Genomic DNA, 16008 nt, shown 5'->3' on the forward strand with positions numbered 1-16008 from the left:
AGGTGGGCCGCGAAGCGGCTCGGAGGGGGGAATTTCGAGGCGCAGAGTATGCTGCTCGCCCCCTCCGCCCTTCGGGCATCTCCCCCGTGAACGGGGGAGGGTCAATTCTCAAACGCCGCACTGAAACGGTCCAAGGTGTCATAGCTGCACCTCGCCGCTCGCCTCGAAGGGCGCTTCGCCATGCAGGGCTGCGATCACCGCCCCTCCAGAGGCGCGGTGCTTGTCGATGAGACCGGTGACGAGCGTCTTGCCTTGCGTATCCAGTGCAGAGAAAGGCTCATCCAGCAGCCAGAGCGGGCGATCTGCGAGCAGCAGGCGTGCAATGGCGGTGCGGCGCTTCTGCCCCGCCGACAGAAGACGGCCCGCGACATCGAAGGGTCGCTCAATCCCCATCTGGCCTGCGATCTCTTTTGTATCTGCGCTACTGCCCCAGACCCGGCCCCAGTGCGACAGGTGCGCGCGCGGCGTTTCATGCGGCTTCAGCCCATTGCGATGGCCGATCCAGTGGTGACGAACCGGGCGCTCCACCGCCCCGGCATCCGGGCGCGACAAGCCGCCCAGCATACGAAGAAGGGTCGATTTCCCGGCGCCGTTTGCCCCGCGCAGCACAAGCGCCTCACCGGCTTTCACCTCAAGGGAAAGGTCCGAAAACAGGACGCGTTCACCCCGGATTGCGCCGAGGCCAGCTGCCTTGATCAGAAACTCAGGCGTCATGGCTGCGTTTTCTGCCAAGAAGTCTCATCCCCATGCAATTGCGTATGCCGCACATCGACTATATGAGACAGGCAAACCAGCGCAGCGCACCGGCGCGCGCCCACCGGACACATGCAAGAAGAGGTCACTCCCACGATGCCATCCCTCGACAGTTTTAATTCACGCCGCACACTCGATGTCGACGGCAAGTCATACGTCTACTACTCGCTTTCCGCCGCTGGCGAAAACGGTCTGGGCGATGTGTCACGCCTGCCTGCCTCGCTCAAGGTGCTGCTGGAAAACATGCTGCGCAATGAAGATGGCAAGACGGTTACCAAAGCCGACATCCTCGCCTTCAAGGAATGGCTCGAAACCAAAGGCGACATGAGCCACGAGATCGCCTATCGCCCGGCCCGCGTCCTGATGCAGGACTTTACTGGCGTTCCGGCTGTTGTTGACCTTGCTGCCATGCGCGACGCGGCCGAGAAGCTCGGCGCCGATGCGGAGGCCATCAACCCGCTCGTTCCTGTCGACCTCGTCATCGACCACTCGGTCATGGTCGACTTCTTCGCCGGCCCCGACAGCTTCGAGAAGAACGTAAAGGTCGAGTATGAGCGCAATCTGGAGCGTTATGAGTTCCTGCGCTGGGGCTCCAAGGCATTTCGCAACTTCCGCGTTGTCCCGCCAGGCACCGGCATCTGCCACCAGGTGAACCTCGAATATCTTGGCCAGACCGTCTGGACCAAGGAAGAAGACGGCGAGACAGTTGCCTATTTCGACACCTGCGTCGGTACCGACTCCCACACCACCATGATCAACGGCCTCGCCGTTCTCGGCTGGGGCGTTGGCGGTATCGAGGCTGAAGCAGCGATGCTCGGCCAGCCCGTGTCCATGCTGATCCCGGAAGTCGTCGGCTTCAAGCTGACCGGCAAGCTCGCAGAGGGCGCGACCGCGACCGACCTCGTGCTGACCGTCACCCAGATGCTGCGCAAGCACGGCGTTGTCGGCAAGTTCGTCGAGTTTTACGGCCCGGGCCTCGCAAACCTGACCCTCGAAGACGAAGCCACCATTTCCAACATGGCGCCAGAATATGGTGCGACGTGCGGCTTCTTCCCGGTCGACGAAGAGACGATCCAGTACCTCTCTGACACGGGCCGCGACCCAGAACGCGTGAAGTTGGTCGAAGCCTATGCAAAGGCACAAGGCTACTGGCGTCCAGAACAGGCCGACCCGGTCTACACCTCTACGCTTGAGCTTGACCTGGGCAGCGTTGTTCCATCGCTGGCCGGTCCAAAGCGCCCACAGGACCGTGTCCTGCTGACCGAGGCCGACAATGCCTTCCGCGATGCGCTGAGCGAGATCCGCGGCGGCAAGAAAGACCCTGACACCACGCCAACCTCGAAGGGCGAAGCCCGCTTCGTCGATGAGGGCGCGCAGAACGTCTACACCGATCCTGAAGCTTATGGCGTGTCCATGCACTCGGTCGAAGGCACAGACTTCCACATCCATGATGGCTCTGTCGTCATTGCGGCCATCACGTCCTGTACCAACACGTCCAACCCATCCGTCATGCTGGCAGCTGGCCTTCTGGCCCGCAACGCGCTTGAGAAGGGCCTTGGCCGCAAGCCTTGGGTGAAGACCTCTCTCGCACCGGGCTCCAAGGTGGTGACCGACTATCTTGAGCGTGCAGGCCTGCAAGACGATCTCGATGCGATGGGCTTCAACCTCGTCGGCTATGGCTGCACCACGTGTATCGGTAACTCCGGTCCACTACCGCCAGCCATTTCCAAGGCGGTGAACGAGAACGACCTCGTCGTCGGCTCTGTCCTGTCGGGTAACCGTAACTTTGAAGGCCGCATCAGTCAGGACGTGCGGGCGAACTATCTCGCTTCGCCGCCTCTGGTCGTCGCCTATGCAATCGCTGGCTCGCTGCACGTGAACCTGACCAAGGATCCGCTCGGCAAGGACAAGGACGGCAATGATGTCTACCTGAAGGACATCTGGCCATCCTCGAAAGAGATCGCCGAAGTCATGCGCGAAGCTGTGACGCCTGAGATGTTCGCTGAGCGCTATGGCAACGTCTTTGAAGGCGACGAGCACTGGCAGAACATCTCTGTCACCGGTTCGAAGACCTATTCCTGGCCTGAATCGACCTATGTGCAGAACCCGCCATACTTCGAAGGTATGACCGTCGACCTCGACACGGCCGAGGACGTCAAGGATGCCCGCATCCTCGGTCTCTTCGCTGACTCCATCACGACCGACCACATCTCGCCAGCTGGCGCGATCAAGCCGTCCAGCCCGGCTGGCCGTTACCTGCAGGAGCACGGCGTGGAAGTCATGGACTTCAACTCCTACGGCTCGCGCCGCGGCAACCACGAAGTCATGATGCGCGGCACCTTCGCCAATATCCGCATCAAGAACCAGATGGTGCCGGGCGTCGAAGGCGGTGTGACGATCCATCATCCGTCCGGCGAGCAGATGGCCATCTATGATGCTGCCATGAAGTACCAGAAGGACGACAAGCAACTGGTCGTCTTCGCTGGCAAGGAATACGGCACGGGCTCCTCGCGTGACTGGGCCGCTAAGGGCACGATCCTTCTCGGCGTTCAGGCGGTTGTCGCCGAGAGCTTCGAGCGTATTCACCGCTCCAACCTCATCGGCATGGGCGTCCTCCCACTGCAGTTCAAGGACGGTCAGTCCTGGCAGGGCCTCGGCCTTGATGGCTCTGAGGAAGTCAGCATTTCGGGCATCAGCTCGATCAGCCCGCGTCAGGACATCGACGTCACCATCAAGAAGGCAGACGGTTCCACGCAGACCGTCTCCACGCTGGTGCGCATCGATACCGAGAACGAGCTCGACTACTACCGCAATGGCGGCATCCTGCACTACGTGCTGCGTAACCTCGCACGCGAAGCTGCGTAGCCGCGCGTAGAAATCGCGTAAAAACAAGGTGCCGCTCTTTTCAAAAAGGGCGGCACCTTCATTTCACGCCTTAGTGAATTCAATTTCATCCCGTCTGGCGGTAAGTGCGCTTTCCATGAGACCAATCAACAAGATTCTCGCCGTTCCGGCCCTGATCTTCAGCTGCCACGCTGGCGCGGCATCCGCCGAGACGCCGGTGCTGGTGGAGCTATTTGCCTCGCATAATTGCAAGGTCTGCCCGAAGGCCTATGATACGCTTCGCGAAATTGAGAACGAGCGCGGAGACGATGTTCTCATCCTGACCTGGGCGGTCGATTATTGGGACTATCTCGGAGAGCCTGACCCGCTCGCGCTGCCAGTGGCGGCAGCGAGACAGACGGCCTATGCCGAGCGCTTCGGCCTGCGTGCGCCCTACACCCCGCAATCGGTCTACAATGGCGAAAAGGAATGCCCAGCGACGCGCAAGGCGACAGTCGAGGCAAACATCGACAGCCAGCAATCGGTCAACACACCGTACGAGATCGAAATCAGAGCGGTTTCCGAAGACCGCTTCACGCTAAGCGGAAGCGTCCCGTCGCCTGCGCAGGTCCAGCTTGTCGAGTATGCGCGCGATGAGGCGCGGAGCGGCGACATGGTCAACCCGGTGATCGAAGCGCGCTCGCTCGGTCTCTGGTCAGGTGGAAGCGTCACCTACGCTTATACATGCGAAAGCGACTGCGCCCTGATTGTTCAGGCGCGTGATTTCGGGCATGTCTATGCAGCGCAGGCGCTGGATGAGAGCGCGGGTTAGGCCTGCGCCCCTCAAACAAGCCTATTTCAAGATTTAGACGACAGTGAATCGAGCTGCTTCTGCATCAGCTCCATCTGCGCCTTGAGCGCGGACATGGCATCGTCGCGGGCCTCGGATGATTCCTGCTTACCTGCGCTGGACCGAGGAGCCTTCTCAGCTTCGCTCTGACGCGGCGCAGCTGATGCGCCCGCAGCGCCCGGCACGGCAAACATCTTCATCGCCTGCTCGAACATTTCCATGTTGCGGCGGGTCTGGGTCTCGAAGAAGGCCATCGGATGGGCACCGCCCATCGCCTTTTTCCAGCGCTCCTGGCTCTCTGCAAAGCTGTTCATGCTCATGTCCAGCCAGGCTGGCAGCATGTTTTGTGCACCGCCCCCATAGAAGCCGATCAGCTGGCGCAGGAAGGACAGTGGCAAGGCGCCGTCGCCCTTGTTCTCTTTCTCGAAAATGATCTGGGTCAGGACCGAACGGGTGAGGTCTTCGCCCGATTTTGCGTCGCGGACTTCGAAGTCGACTTCGCGCCGCACAAGATCTGCGAGGTGGTCGAGCGTCACATAGGATGAGGTTGATGTGTCATAGAGACGCCGGTTGGCGTACTTCTTGATGATGACTGTTTCACCAGTCCCGTTTGCCTTGGTCATTTCATGCCCTTCAATTCGCCCTTGGGAGCGATTCTTATCGTGATTTCAGCCAAGAATGGCATGAAATAGCGAGACTTTCAAAATCATACGTCCGGCTTATACAGGGCCAGCTTACAACAAGTTGAGCAGACGCAACAAAATTTTTTGCTGCGCAACACGCCTGGAGGAGAGATATGGCAAAAGTCGCACTGGTTACCGGTGGCACGAGGGGGATTGGACGCGCGATCAGCGAGCGGTTGAAAGCCGACGGCTTCGCAGTCGCAGCAAACTTTGCTGGCAATGAGGAAGCTGCCCGCCAATGCGAGGCAGACCTCGGCATCAAATGCTACAAGTTCGACGTCGCAAGCTTTGAGAGCACGCAAGAAGGCCTCAAGCAGATCGAGAGCGAACTTGGACCTGTCGATGTCGTCGTCAACAATGCAGGCATCACGCGCGATGCGCCGTTCCATAAGATGACGCTCGAGCAATGGAATGAGGTCATCAGCGTCGACCTGACCTCCGCTTTCAACGTGACCCGTCAGGTCTGGGACGGCATGCGTGAGCGCAACTGGGGCCGCATCATCAACATCTCGTCGATCAACGGCCAGAAGGGTCAGTTCGGTCAGGCGAACTATTCAGCTGCCAAGGCGGGCCTGATCGGCTTTACCAAGGCGCTGGCGCAGGAAGGCGCCAAGAAGGGCATCACCGTCAACGTGGTCGCCCCTGGCTATATCGACACGGACATGGTCCGCGCTGTGCCGGAAAAGGTGCTGGAAAGCATTATCGGCACCATTCCGGTTGGCCGTCTCGGCAAGGCAGAGGAGATCGCATCCATGTGCTCTTACCTCTCCAAGGATGAAGCCGCCTTCATTACCGGCGCTACCATGACGGTAAACGGCGCGCAGTACATCGCTGGCTAGTCAGCCGAAGACTGGCTCTCGAAATGGAGCGGGTGGACGAGATCAAGGCGTCCACCCGACACCCAGCCCCGAAATTCCCCCATTGTTCCAGCTGGCAGGTCACAAAGGCGTTCAGCGCCCCTTGCGATGTCGATGACCAGCGCGCGGCCCACGGTTGAGCGGGCGCAGGCCGGGCTGTCACCATAGGTCTCTGCGGGGATCGGGGCCTCGCCGCCAAGCTCTGCCAGAACGATGAGAAAGCCGCGGGTGTCGCGGTCTATCGCTGAGGCCCTTAGAGGCAGGTACGCCGCCTCTTCCCACAAGCCTGCACGCGCGCTACGCGCTTCGCGTTCAGCCTCCACTAAAGCTTCGCTACCAGCAGACGTGTCCGGATAGATGCGAAGGCGCGCGCCGCCCCGGCGCAGCATTTCCTCGTTCACCCAGAAGTCCGGCCCTTTAGCATCGGCGGTTTCGACATGGGCCAGCGCGCGGTCATAGCGGTCTCGCGTCAGGCCCGGAAAGTAGAGGCGAACCTCACGCCCCATGACCATGTCTTCGAGCATGCGCGAGGCCTTTTCTGCGAAGGGGTCCGGGTCATTATCACGCCAGTTCATCGCCGGGGCTTCGAGACCGACCAGCCGGACGCTCTGGCCGGTGTCGAGGACGAGTGCATCGCCGTCAATGATACGCACCACGCGGCCGCGCTCTCCGGGCTCCATCTCAGATAGCGGGCCCGCCTTGCCGCAGCCCGTGACAATGATGAAGGCAAACGCCCACGCCGCCACTCCCTTCCGCATCGCCACCCCTTCTAACCCATCCAAAAACGCGTTATCGCCAGAACTCGCGCGACCCCGTAGCTCAGCAGGATAGAGCAACAGATTCCTAATCTGTAGGTCACAGGTTCAAATCCTGTCGGGGTCGCCAATTTAGCGCGCGAAATTTGAGGTATTTGCCACGTCGAGCCGCCTCAGGTGACGGCGGCGCGTTCGCGGTATTCTTCCTTGTCCCAGCTTTCGGTCTCCAGGATGTCTGCCAGCGCGTCCATTGCGTCCCAGACGTCGATGAAGCGCAGGAAGAGCGGCGAGAGGCCGAAGCGGATCGTGTCCGGCGCGCGGAAGTCAGCGAGAATATTGCGGGCCGCGAGCGCGCGGACGATTTCGTGCGCATGGGGATGGCTGAAGCTGACATGGCCGCCGCGATCCTTGCCCTGCAGCGGCGAGCCGACCGTCAGGCCGATATCGCGCGCCCGCGACGTGACAAGATCGCCCAGCACCCGTGCCTTGGCCGCTACCAGCGAAATGTCGAGCGCTTCAAACGCTTCCAGAGCACCTGACAGAGCGGCAAGCGACAGGATGGGCGGCGTGCCATTGGCAAAGCGGGTAATGTCGCCAGCCGGGGTGTATTCAGGGTCGAAAGTGAAGGGGCTCGCATGGCCCATCCAGCCTGGCATTGGGCTTTCGAGTTTCTCGATCAGGTCTTTTTCGACATAGAGGAATGACGGCGCACCCGGCCCGCCATTGAGATATTTGTAGGTGCACCCCGTAGCGAGCTTGGCACCGGCCTTGTTCAGCGCGACTTCGATGACGCCAGTCGCGTGGCTGAGATCCCAGATGATGAGACCGCCTGCTTTCCTCGCGAGCTTCTCTTCAGCGGCCATGTCGCGGCGCTCGGCATTGCGGTAGTTCACGAGGCTGCGGATCAGGATGCCGCCCGTTTCCTGCATCGCGGCGACGCCCGTGCCCGCCTCGACCCGCTGGAAAGCAGCGCCCTGAAGCGTCGACAGGGCTTCGGTGATGTACTGGTCGGTCGGAAACTCGTCTTCCTCGATGATGAGGGTGGTGGACGCAGAAAGGCCCGCTGAAAGCGCCGCCGAGGCAAGCTTGAAGATGTTGGCCGAAACGCTGTCGGCGATCATGACTTCCTGCTGGCGCGCACCAACGAGACGCGCAAGTCGTGCGCCGGTGGTCTTGGCGAGTGTGAACCATCCAGCGCTGTTCCATGAGCGCACCAGCCCCCGGCGCCAGTCATATTTTGCTGACTGGTTAAGCGCATCGAGCGCGTTGTGCGTGGCCGGGCCGAGCGAATGGCCGACGAGATAGATGAGGCCGCCCTCCAAGTCGAAAGCCTCACGCGCATGGGCGAGGATGTCGTGCCGGTCGATGGCAATGGCGCTATCGCGGCTGGAGGGGCAATTGTAGATCATCAAGGCATTAACCCTTATGGGCGCATTCGGTTCTCTTGCCATTGCGCGGCTTGGCGGGCAGATCAATGGAGATTCAGCTGTTGGAGCAAGCCTTTGCGTATTCAATCCCAGCTTTGCGCAGCTGCGCTCTTTCTTGCCGCTTGCGCTGGCGAAACACACTCGACTGACACAGGGTCAGTAGTCGCAGGCGACGGCGCTGCAACAGACACTGCAGAGGCCGAGATGGCAGAAGATGCACTGATGAACTGGGGCGACCTGCTTGGCCGCCCGCTCCCGCAGCCTGACATGACTGTGACAACAGGCCCCGGCGCAACTGACCTCGTCGATGTCTGGCTGCCAGAGGGCGAAGGGCCCTTCCCGACGGTCCTGATGATCCATGGCGGCTGCTGGCAGAAGGAAATCGCGGACAGGACGCTGATGAACTATGCCGCCAGCGCGCTGCGCGATGAAGGCATGGCCGTCTGGAATATTGAGTATCGCGGCGTCGATGAGGCTGGCGGTGGCTATCCGGGGACATTCCTAGATGTGGCGCGGGCCGTGGATGCCTTGGCAGAGCGAGGCCCAGAGCTTGGACTGGATACGTCCAATGTCGTCGCGACGGGCCATTCTGCCGGTGGGCACCTCGCTCTCTGGGCAGCTGCGCGTCAGAATATCTCTGAGGATAGCCCGCTCGTTAGTGAGGCCCCCTTCGTTCCGAAAGCGGTGGTGAATGTCGGCGGGCTTGCAGACCTCCAAACCTCTGCCCCGGTCACGCAGGCGGGCTGCCTCGCCGACATCATGGACGTGCTGACCGGAGCGCCTTCAGATGACCGTCCGGACGTCTTTTCTGACACCTCACCAGCTGTACTGCTACCGCTCGGCGTCCCGCAGATCAGCGTGAACGGCACGCGCGACCGGATCGCGCCGCCAGAGCTTGGGCAGGGCTATACCGCGAAAGCGGCTGAAGCCGGTGACAGCGCTGAGTATGTTGAGGTCCCCGGCGGCCATGTGGAACTGGTCGCCCCCGGCACGCCCGCTTTTGACCGGCAAATCGAAATCCTCAAAAGCCTGCTGGGCCTTGATGCCGAAGACACCGACTAGGGCGCACCCCGGCACAAAACAGGCCGTCAGCGCATCACGTCTGGAAGGTCATTCGTGTCGGCTGGCTCATGCTGGATGATCACGCGGGCGCCAAGCTCTTCGGCTCTGGCTTCAAACTCAGCGATGGATGCGCGTGTCTGTTCAACATCAAAGTTGAAGGCTGGCACGCGCTCTCCCTCGCGGCTTTCTTCGCGGTGATAGAGGTCGCCGGTCAACAGGACGGGGCCGGTTTCCGGCAGGTTCACCAGAAGTGAGGAATGGCCCGGCGTATGGCCCGGCGTTTCGATAATGATGACAGAGCCATCCCCGAACACGTCGTGATTGTCGCCGATTGTTTCACGAGTCAGCCCTTCAAAGGCAGGGAACTGGCTTTCTGCTTGGTCGTCGCCCTCGGCGCCCGCTTCGGGAAACATGAAACCGTATTCCGCTTCATTGACGAGCCAGGTCGTCGCGGGATCAAGGTCGCCAGCCTGACCGACATGGTCGAAGTGGCTGTGAGAGATGGCGACCATCTCCACGTCCGACATGCCAAGGCCCATTTCGATGAGCTGGTCGGAAATTGTTTTATCAAGCGATACGGAGAAGACGTCCTGTGTCTGCTCTCCAGCCTCGACCAGTTCGCCTGGAAGGCCGAGATCCCAAAGGAGATCGCCGTCCGGGTGGCGCAGCAGCCAGCACGTATCGGTGAAGGTGTCCGTCTGGCCCGCATAATCGCCTTCGACCGAGAAGATGTTGAGATCGGACACATAGATCGTGCCGCAATCGAGCTTGATCAGCTGCAGCTCTTCAGCCGGCTCGGATGCCATTGTGTAAGCAGGTGTCTCGCCAGCAGCCGTGTCCATATCGCCAGAAACGTCGCCTTCGGCCGGTGCGGTCGCCGCCGTGTCGTCGGCCGATGTGTCTGTCGGAGAACAGGCGCTGATCGCCAGTGCGAGCGCGCCGAGTGAAACGAGTGGCAGTATTTTCATTGATCGAAGTCCCCTGAGATCAGCCCTGTCGCCAATCTAGCCGGCCTATTCAGCGAAAGATAGCGCGCCGCCCGAAGTGACCGTACGGTAGAAGCAAGATTTCCGGTCAGTGTGACATGCAGGCCCCTTCTGGGTCACTTTCAGGAGGAGCGTATCCTGATCACAGTCGATGAGAATGTCGTTCACGGTCTGCGTATTGCCGGAGGTCTCCCCCTTGCGCCACAGCTTGCCGCGCGAGCGGGAGAAATAGGTCGCTTCGCCTGTCTCGATGGTCTGGCGCAGCGCTTCCTCATTCATCCAGGCCATCATCAGCACGTCGCCCGTCGCGCTATCCTGCGCCACGGCGGGGATGAGGCCATCAGAATTGAATTTGGGCCGCAGCTCCTTTGCTTCGTCCTGCGCAGAGCCGGAAAGCGGGGGTTGGAAGTCCGTCATCAGATAATTCCTTTTTCGCGAAGGCGCGCCTGTTCGGATGCGTCGACGCCGATGGACGTCAGAATGCGGGCCGTGTCGGCACCGAGCGCCGGACCGGCATGATCTACCCTGCCGGGCGTATCGGAGAGTTTGGGAAAGACGCCCTGCATCGGGACTTCACCCAGCATTGGATGTGCGACACGGATGATCGCTTCACGCGCCTTGATGTGGGCATCTTCCAGCATCTCGCGCGCAGTATTCACAGGCCCGCACGGGACGCCGTTTGCCTCGCACTGTGAGAGCACATCGTCCACCGTGCGCTCACCGGTCCAGGCCGCGATTTTCTCATCAAGCTCATGCTGATTGTCGCCGCGACCATCATGGGTCGCGAACCGGGGATCATCGGCCCAGTCGGCGCCGATCATGCTCGCAAGCCGCCTGAACAGTGTGTCCTGATTGGCCCCAATGATGACCATGCCGTCGGCGCAGGGATAGACACCTGACGGGGCAACGCGCGGCAGGATCGGACCCGTCCGCTCACGTATCTGGCCCGCCAATGCGTATTCTGGAATGATGCTTTCAATGAAGGCCATCACGCTTTCATAGATCGCCGCATCGACGACTTGCCCCCTGCCCGTCCGCTCTCGCGCGAACAGCGCCATCATCGTGCCAAGCGCCGCAAAGGTGCCTGTCATCGTATCGCCGAGAGAGACACCTGCGCGCGCTGGTAGCCGATCCGGCTCCCCGATCATATAGCGGAGGCCACCCTTGGCCTCACCGACACTCGCATAGCCAGCCTTGGCGCTTTCAGGGCCCGTCTGGCCATAGCCAGAGATGCGCGCAATCACGAGGCGCGGATTGAGTGCGTGCAGGACATCCGGACCAAGCCCCCAGCGCTCCAGCGTACCGGGGCGGAAGTTCTCGACCAGCACGTCTGCGGTCGCGGCGAGCTGCTTCAGGAGTGCCTGCCCTTCCGGTTCGCGCAGGTTCAGCGTCAGGGATTTCTTGTTGCGGGCAATGATTGGCCAGAACAGGCTGTGGCCGTCCTTCTTGGCCGCGCCCCAGCCGCGGGCCGGGTCGGGCGCGTCCGGCGCCTCGATCTTGATGACCTCCGTACCAAAGTCGCCGAGCAGCTGCGCACAGAACGGTCCGGCGATCAGCTGGCCAAGCTCGATCACGCGAAGGCCGGCAAGGGGTGATTTTTGATCTGTCATGTCCCCTCCATGCGCTCTAGAACCACCTCATGACAAGACGTATCGATATAGTTGAGGTCGGCCCACGCGACGGGCTGCAGAACGATCCCGGCAATCTGACCACGCAGCAGAAGCTTGAATTCATCGAGCGGCTGGAAGAGGCCGGCATCAGGCGGATGGAGTCCGGCAGCTTCGTTTCGCCCAAGGCCGTCCCCAAAATGGCAGATTCGACAGAGGTCTTCGCTGGTGTCGACCGATCAAAGCCAACCCGTCACATCGCGCTCGCCCTCAATGAGAAGGGTGTCCGCCGCGCCATCGACGCGAAAGCCGACGAGATCAATTTCGTGCTGGTAGCTGGCGAAGGTTTCGGCAAACGCAATCAGGGCATGAGCCCGTCGGAAAGCGCCGACATGCTGATGCAGTGCGCGCCGCTCATCCACGAGGCCGGCATTCCGCTTTCTGCCACCATCTCCGTGGCATTCGGTGACCCCTATGACGGCGAAGTCGACCCGCTGGTCGTCGGCAACCTTGCGGCCCGTGCGCAACGCGCTGGCGTCGGCGAGCTTGCCCTTGGCGATACGATCGGGGTCGCAACGCCCTGGCAGGTGAGGTCGCTGATCGAGCGCGTCAGTATGGAAGCCCCGGACGTCTTCCTGCGCATGCACTTCCATGACACGCGCGGCGCGGCGCTTGCCAATGTGGCGGCTGCCGTCGATGCCGGTGTCGATGTTATTGATGCTAGCTGCGGCGGGATTGGCGGCTGTCCATTCGCACCGGCGGCGACCGGAAATGTCGCCACCGAAGATGTCGTCTACATGCTGGAGCGCGCGGGGTTCGAGACAGGCCTCGACCTCGGCAAGCTGATCGAGACCGCGAAATGGCTGGAAACGGTGCTCGGACATGAGGTGAGTTCCAGCTTGTCGAAGGCGGGTGGTTTCCCGGCTTGATCCATTCGACAGCCTGAATGTGGCGTCACTCCCGATGAGCGTCAGCTCATCTGGGAGCCTATCTCGGATCGCCCGCACCTGGCACTTGCAGGAATGGCAGGTGATGGACCCTCAGACCGCGTTCCGCGGTCGAGGGTGACGCCTGAAAGTTGCCGCATCGACTACCGCTGCGTCAGACTTGCGGTGCGCCGCATTCGCTGAGCAGTCTCGCCTCAAGGCCGCCTCATGAAACGCGGCAGATGAGGGATAAACAGTATGGCAAACAGGTTTGAAGGCCGTGTGGTCTGTATCACTGGCGCGGCGAAGGGCATTGGCCGTCAGGCGGCGCTCAGCTTTGCTGAAGAAGGGGCGATCATCGTCGCCACCGATATCGAGGCAGAGGCTGGCAAGGCGCTCGTCGCCGAGATCGAGGGCTCTGGCGGCAAGGCGAGCTTCATCGAACATGACGTGACGAGCGAAGACGCCTGGGTCGATGTCATCGCTGCTGTCCGAACCAATCACGGCAAGCTAGATGTCCTCATCAACAATGCAGGTATCGGCATGACGGGGCTCGTCCATGAGATGGATTTCGACCTCTGGCGCAAGATGATGGCGGTGAATGTCGATGGCGTCTTTCTTGGCGTGAAACACGCCCTGCCGCTAATGCGCGAAGTTGGCAGCGGCAACATCATCAATGTCTCATCTGTGGCAGGCATCCGCTCAACGGCGAACTTCTCCTGCTACTGCGCGACAAAGGCTGCGGTGAAGAGCTTTACCAAATCTGTCGCGCTGGAGTGCGCCGAAGCCAAGGACGGCATCCGCGTCAACTCAATCCATCCGGGCATCATCTCGACAGCGATCTGGGACACGCTGATCGGCACCGAGGAGAGCACGTCGAGCAATATGCCGCGCGATGCAACGCTGGCTGGCATGACCGGTGAGGCCGTACCTTTCGGGCGTACCGGCACCATTCAGGAAATCGTCAACGGCATGCTGTTCCTCGCCTCTGACGAAAGCAGCTATATGCACGGCGCTGAACTGGTTCTGGATGGCGGCCTGACGGCCGGATAATAGACTAACGGCGCTGGGGAGCCCCCTCCCCCGTTCACGGGGGAGGTGCCGGCAGGCGGAGGGGGCACCCCCCATCTATAAAGAGCCCCCCTCCGAGCCGCTTCGCGGCCCACCTCCCCCGCAGGCGGGGGAGGAAAGAAACAGAAGGCTCCCACTAAACCTTCGGGCGCCAGTTCTCCGGTGCCATTTCGAAGCCTGCAAAGTCGAAGCCGGGCGCGACGAAACAACTGACCAGCGTCCACGCCCCGAGCGTTTCGGCCGTCTGCCAGTGATCCTTCGGCACGACGAGTTGCGGGCGCTGGCCTGCGCGAAGGTCAGGGCCGAGCTTGTGAGGTGTCGCACCCACACCGTCCGGCGGTGACAGCGTCAGCGCAAGCGGGCCGCCCGCATGCCAGGCCCAGACCTCGTCTGCATCGACGCGGTGCCAAGCCGAAACTTCATCCGCCTGCAGCAGGTAATAGATCGTGGTGCAGGCCGCGCGCCCCTCGCCTTCAGAGCGGTACATCTCTGCATAGTGGCCGCCCTCAGGATGCGGCTTCAGGCCAAGAAGCCGGATGATCTCATTGGCGCCAAGGTCGCCGGACAGCGCTGACATGGTCAGAAACTGTCCTTGCGTGCGCGGATTTCCGCAAAGGTCGCGACAGGGTCACCCGCATGGCCCATGGCGGCCTGCAGCGCCGCGTCGTCTGCCCGCAGGAACGGATTGGCCTCAAGCTCTCGCGAAAGCACGGTCGGCACCGTCCATTCACCGCGCTGGCGCTTCATCTCGACTTCCTGCGCATAGGAAGTCAGCGCCGGGTTGGACGGATCAACGCTGAGTGCAAAGCGGGCATTCGCCTGCGTATACTCATGTGCGCAATAGATGACGGTTTCTGCCGGAAGCGATTTGAGGCGCGACAGGCTCGCCCACATCATCTTCGCATCGCCCTCAAAGACGCGCCCACAACCGAGCGCGAAAAGCGCATCGCCGACAAAGGCGGTCCGCGCTTCAGGGATATGATAGGCAATGTGACCAAGCGTGTGGCCGGGCACGTCGACGATCACGACTTCCATGTTGCCGAGACGGGCCTTGTCGCCGCCGGCCAGGGGCTGGTCGATGCCGGGGATCTTTTCCGCCTCACCTGCCGGGGCAAGGATGCGGCAGCCGGTCGCTTTCTTGATCAGCTCATTGCCGCCGGCATGATCTGGATGCCAGTGCGTGTTCCAGATCTCGTCAATGGTCCAGCCAAGGCTCTCGGCCTCAGCGAGGTATTTCTCTCCATCCGGCGTGTCGATAGCCACGGTCATGCCGGATTTGGTGTCGTGCGCAAGAAAGCCGTAATTGTCTTTCAGGCATGGAAACTGGTGAATTTCGATCATGCCCCCATTTAAGACCAAAGGCAGATTGTGAAACAAGGCCTGTATGAGACAGCGCGCGAGCGATCTTGAGAATTTCTACGCCTCCAGCCTGGGGGAGACGGCCTGCTATCTGTTGCTGCGGCGGCTGAATGATCTCTGGGGCGACTGCGCAAACCAGACTGTTCTCGGCATGGGTTATGCCCATCCGCTGCTCGCAGGACTGTCGCTGACGGCGAAATCTGCCGTCGCTGTGACCCCGCATCTTGGCGCAGCGAGCTATTGGGCTGGCACTGACCGGGGCGTTTCCGCGTGTATTTCAGAAGAAGACCGGCTGCCCTTCGCGGATGGCTCGTTCGACCGGGTCATCCTGCTGCACGCCGTCGAAGAAGCTGAAAGCCCCCGCGCCGTCATGCGTGAAGCCTGGCGGGTACTGGCACCTGAAGGCCGCGCGCTCATCATCGTCGCGAACCGCAAGGGCCTCTGGTCGCTGAGCGAAGGCACACCTTTCGGGCATGGGCGCCCCTGGACACGCCGGCAGCTGATCCAGTGGCTGAACGATCATCTCTTTCAGGTCACGGCCAGCACGACCGCGCTGCACCTGCCGCCCATCAACTGGCGTTTCCTGACCCATGCCGCTGATGGATTTGAGAATTTTGGCAGTCTTGCCGTGCCCGGTCTTGGCGGCGCAGTCATGGTCGAGGCGATCAAGCACCTCTACGCAAAACCCGGCAGCGGGGCCGCTGCGCCTGTGACAGGGCTGGCAACCGGGCGCAAAGGTGTGGCACAATTGCCTAGAAATGAGGCAGCACGTTCCGACGGCCGGAAAGTCGAAATTTCTCACGTTGACCGGCCAGTCACGCCGCGCTTTCATCAAACACGTTGAACAAT

At 61.4% G+C, this 16008-nt stretch carries 16 protein-coding genes and 1 tRNA gene; 8 read left to right on the top strand and 9 right to left on the bottom strand.

The window, feature by feature from the left end:
* Window positions 1-138 precede the first annotated feature (138 nt).
* The gene (gene ccmA, locus D1222_RS04240; protein ID WP_233348509.1) at window positions 139-732 is read right to left on the bottom strand and encodes a heme ABC exporter ATP-binding protein CcmA; all 594 of its coding nucleotides are present in this window, start codon (window positions 730-732) and stop codon (window positions 139-141) included.
* A gap of 117 nt (window positions 733-849) precedes the next feature.
* On the opposite strand from ccmA, the gene acnA reads away from it, so the two are divergent.
* Together acnA and D1222_RS04250 are read left to right on the top strand one after the other, a co-directional pair.
* Window positions 850-3618, top strand: a complete 2769-nt coding sequence (acnA, locus tag D1222_RS04245) for an aconitate hydratase AcnA (protein WP_119452961.1) — start codon at window positions 850-852, stop codon at window positions 3616-3618.
* Between the two features lie 115 nt (window positions 3619-3733).
* Complete coding sequence (locus D1222_RS04250; protein WP_119452962.1) at window positions 3734-4408, top strand: DUF1223 domain-containing protein; 675 nt, start codon at window positions 3734-3736, stop codon at window positions 4406-4408.
* Window positions 4409-4434: 26 nt separating this feature from the next.
* On the opposite strand, the gene phaR is transcribed toward D1222_RS04250, so the two are convergent.
* Window positions 4435-5049 carry a polyhydroxyalkanoate synthesis repressor PhaR gene (gene phaR, locus D1222_RS04255; RefSeq protein ID WP_119452963.1) on the bottom strand — a complete coding sequence of 205 codons (615 nt, stop codon included), beginning with the start codon at window positions 5047-5049 and terminating at the stop codon, window positions 4435-4437.
* Between the two features lie 173 nt (window positions 5050-5222).
* Here phaR and phbB point away from each other — a divergent pair, with 173 nt between their 5' ends.
* A complete protein-coding gene (phbB, locus tag D1222_RS04260) occupies window positions 5223-5948 on the top strand; it encodes an acetoacetyl-CoA reductase (RefSeq protein WP_119452964.1) in 726 nt (241 codons plus the stop codon).
* Here the strand turns inward: phbB and D1222_RS04265 are convergent.
* A complete protein-coding gene (locus D1222_RS04265; RefSeq protein ID WP_119452965.1) occupies window positions 5945-6724 on the bottom strand; it encodes a thermonuclease family protein in 780 nt (259 codons plus the stop codon). The genes phbB and D1222_RS04265 overlap by 4 nt on opposite strands.
* 50 nt (window positions 6725-6774) lie before the next feature.
* Here D1222_RS04265 and D1222_RS04270 point away from each other — a divergent pair.
* Window positions 6775-6851: transfer RNA gene (locus tag D1222_RS04270), tRNA-Arg, on the top strand.
* A gap of 43 nt (window positions 6852-6894) precedes the next feature.
* Here the strand turns inward: D1222_RS04270 and D1222_RS04275 are convergent.
* Window positions 6895-8130, bottom strand: a complete 1236-nt coding sequence (locus D1222_RS04275; RefSeq protein ID WP_119452966.1) for an aminotransferase class V-fold PLP-dependent enzyme — start codon at window positions 8128-8130, stop codon at window positions 6895-6897.
* Window positions 8131-8352: 222 nt separating this feature from the next.
* Between D1222_RS04275 and D1222_RS04280 the strand changes: the two genes are divergently transcribed.
* The gene (locus D1222_RS04280) at window positions 8353-9210 is read left to right on the top strand and encodes an alpha/beta hydrolase family protein (RefSeq protein ID WP_119453726.1); all 858 of its coding nucleotides are present in this window, start codon (window positions 8353-8355) and stop codon (window positions 9208-9210) included.
* 26 nt (window positions 9211-9236) lie between these two features.
* Here the strand turns inward: D1222_RS04280 and D1222_RS04285 are convergent, their stop codons facing one another.
* Genes D1222_RS04285 through D1222_RS04295 form a run of 3 tightly spaced genes read right to left on the bottom strand, consistent with a single transcriptional unit; the run spans window position 9237 to window position 11806 of the window.
* A complete protein-coding gene (locus D1222_RS04285; protein WP_119452967.1) occupies window positions 9237-10178 on the bottom strand; it encodes an N-acyl homoserine lactonase family protein in 942 nt (313 codons plus the stop codon).
* Between the two features lie 45 nt (window positions 10179-10223).
* Window positions 10224-10613 carry a phosphoribosyl-AMP cyclohydrolase gene (gene hisI / locus D1222_RS04290; protein ID WP_119452968.1) on the bottom strand — a complete coding sequence of 130 codons (390 nt, stop codon included), beginning with the start codon at window positions 10611-10613 and terminating at the stop codon, window positions 10224-10226.
* A complete protein-coding gene (locus tag D1222_RS04295) occupies window positions 10613-11806 on the bottom strand; it encodes a CaiB/BaiF CoA transferase family protein (RefSeq protein WP_119452969.1) in 1194 nt (397 codons plus the stop codon). Before D1222_RS04295 ends, hisI begins: the two co-directional genes overlap by 1 nt.
* A 29-nt stretch (window positions 11807-11835) precedes the next feature.
* Here D1222_RS04295 and D1222_RS04300 point away from each other — a divergent pair, with 29 nt between their 5' ends.
* Both D1222_RS04300 and D1222_RS04305 read left to right on the top strand, forming a co-directional pair.
* Entirely contained in the window at window positions 11836-12732 is an 897-nt protein-coding gene (locus D1222_RS04300; RefSeq protein ID WP_119452970.1) for a hydroxymethylglutaryl-CoA lyase, read from the top strand.
* 255 nt (window positions 12733-12987) lie between these two features.
* Window positions 12988-13782 (top strand): SDR family NAD(P)-dependent oxidoreductase, encoded by a 795-nt coding sequence (locus D1222_RS04305; protein ID WP_119452971.1) that lies wholly within the window; start codon window positions 12988-12990, stop codon window positions 13780-13782.
* Window positions 13783-13936: 154 nt separating this feature from the next.
* On the opposite strand, the gene D1222_RS04310 is transcribed toward D1222_RS04305, so the two are convergent.
* Complete coding sequence (locus D1222_RS04310) at window positions 13937-14377, bottom strand: cupin domain-containing protein (RefSeq protein ID WP_119452972.1); 441 nt, start codon at window positions 14375-14377, stop codon at window positions 13937-13939.
* Between the two features lie 2 nt (window positions 14378-14379).
* Complete coding sequence (gene gloB / locus D1222_RS04315) at window positions 14380-15141, bottom strand: hydroxyacylglutathione hydrolase (RefSeq protein ID WP_119452973.1); 762 nt, start codon at window positions 15139-15141, stop codon at window positions 14380-14382.
* A 43-nt stretch (window positions 15142-15184) separates the two neighbouring features.
* Here gloB and D1222_RS04320 point away from each other — a divergent pair, with 43 nt between their 5' ends.
* Window positions 15185-16003: a class I SAM-dependent methyltransferase gene (locus tag D1222_RS04320; RefSeq protein ID WP_119452974.1), complete on the top strand. Its 819-nt coding sequence runs from the start codon at window positions 15185-15187 to the stop codon at window positions 16001-16003.
* The last annotated feature ends 5 nt before the right edge of the window (window positions 16004-16008 follow it).

Origin of the sequence: Henriciella algicola (assembly GCF_003576245.1) — a bacterium.
Taxonomy (GTDB): Bacteria; Pseudomonadota; Alphaproteobacteria; order Caulobacterales; family Hyphomonadaceae; genus Henriciella; species Henriciella algicola.

Bases quoted from the DNA above. Each gene is read 5' to 3' on its own strand.
- acnA (WP_119452961.1), top strand. From the start codon at position 850: ATGCCATCCCTCGACAGTTTTAATTCACGCCGCACACTCGATGTCGAC.
- D1222_RS04250 (WP_119452962.1), top strand. From the start codon at position 3,734: ATGAGACCAATCAACAAGATTCTCGCCGTTCCGGCCCTGATCTTCAGC.
- phaR (WP_119452963.1), bottom strand. From the start codon at position 5,049: ATGACCAAGGCAAACGGGACTGGTGAAACAGTCATCATCAAGAAGTAC.
- phbB (WP_119452964.1), top strand. From the start codon at position 5,223: ATGGCAAAAGTCGCACTGGTTACCGGTGGCACGAGGGGGATTGGACGC.
- D1222_RS04265 (WP_119452965.1), bottom strand. From the start codon at position 6,724: ATGCGGAAGGGAGTGGCGGCGTGGGCGTTTGCCTTCATCATTGTCACG.
- D1222_RS04275 (WP_119452966.1), bottom strand. From the start codon at position 8,130: ATGATCTACAATTGCCCCTCCAGCCGCGATAGCGCCATTGCCATCGAC.
- D1222_RS04280 (WP_119453726.1), top strand. From the start codon at position 8,353: ATGGCAGAAGATGCACTGATGAACTGGGGCGACCTGCTTGGCCGCCCG.
- D1222_RS04285 (WP_119452967.1), bottom strand. From the start codon at position 10,178: ATGAAAATACTGCCACTCGTTTCACTCGGCGCGCTCGCACTGGCGATC.
- hisI (WP_119452968.1), bottom strand. From the start codon at position 10,613: ATGACGGACTTCCAACCCCCGCTTTCCGGCTCTGCGCAGGACGAAGCA.
- D1222_RS04295 (WP_119452969.1), bottom strand. From the start codon at position 11,806: ATGACAGATCAAAAATCACCCCTTGCCGGCCTTCGCGTGATCGAGCTT.
- D1222_RS04300 (WP_119452970.1), top strand. From the start codon at position 11,836: ATGACAAGACGTATCGATATAGTTGAGGTCGGCCCACGCGACGGGCTG.
- D1222_RS04305 (WP_119452971.1), top strand. From the start codon at position 12,988: ATGGCAAACAGGTTTGAAGGCCGTGTGGTCTGTATCACTGGCGCGGCG.
- D1222_RS04310 (WP_119452972.1), bottom strand. From the start codon at position 14,377: ATGTCAGCGCTGTCCGGCGACCTTGGCGCCAATGAGATCATCCGGCTT.
- gloB (WP_119452973.1), bottom strand. From the start codon at position 15,141: ATGATCGAAATTCACCAGTTTCCATGCCTGAAAGACAATTACGGCTTT.
- D1222_RS04320 (WP_119452974.1), top strand. From the start codon at position 15,185: ATGAGACAGCGCGCGAGCGATCTTGAGAATTTCTACGCCTCCAGCCTG.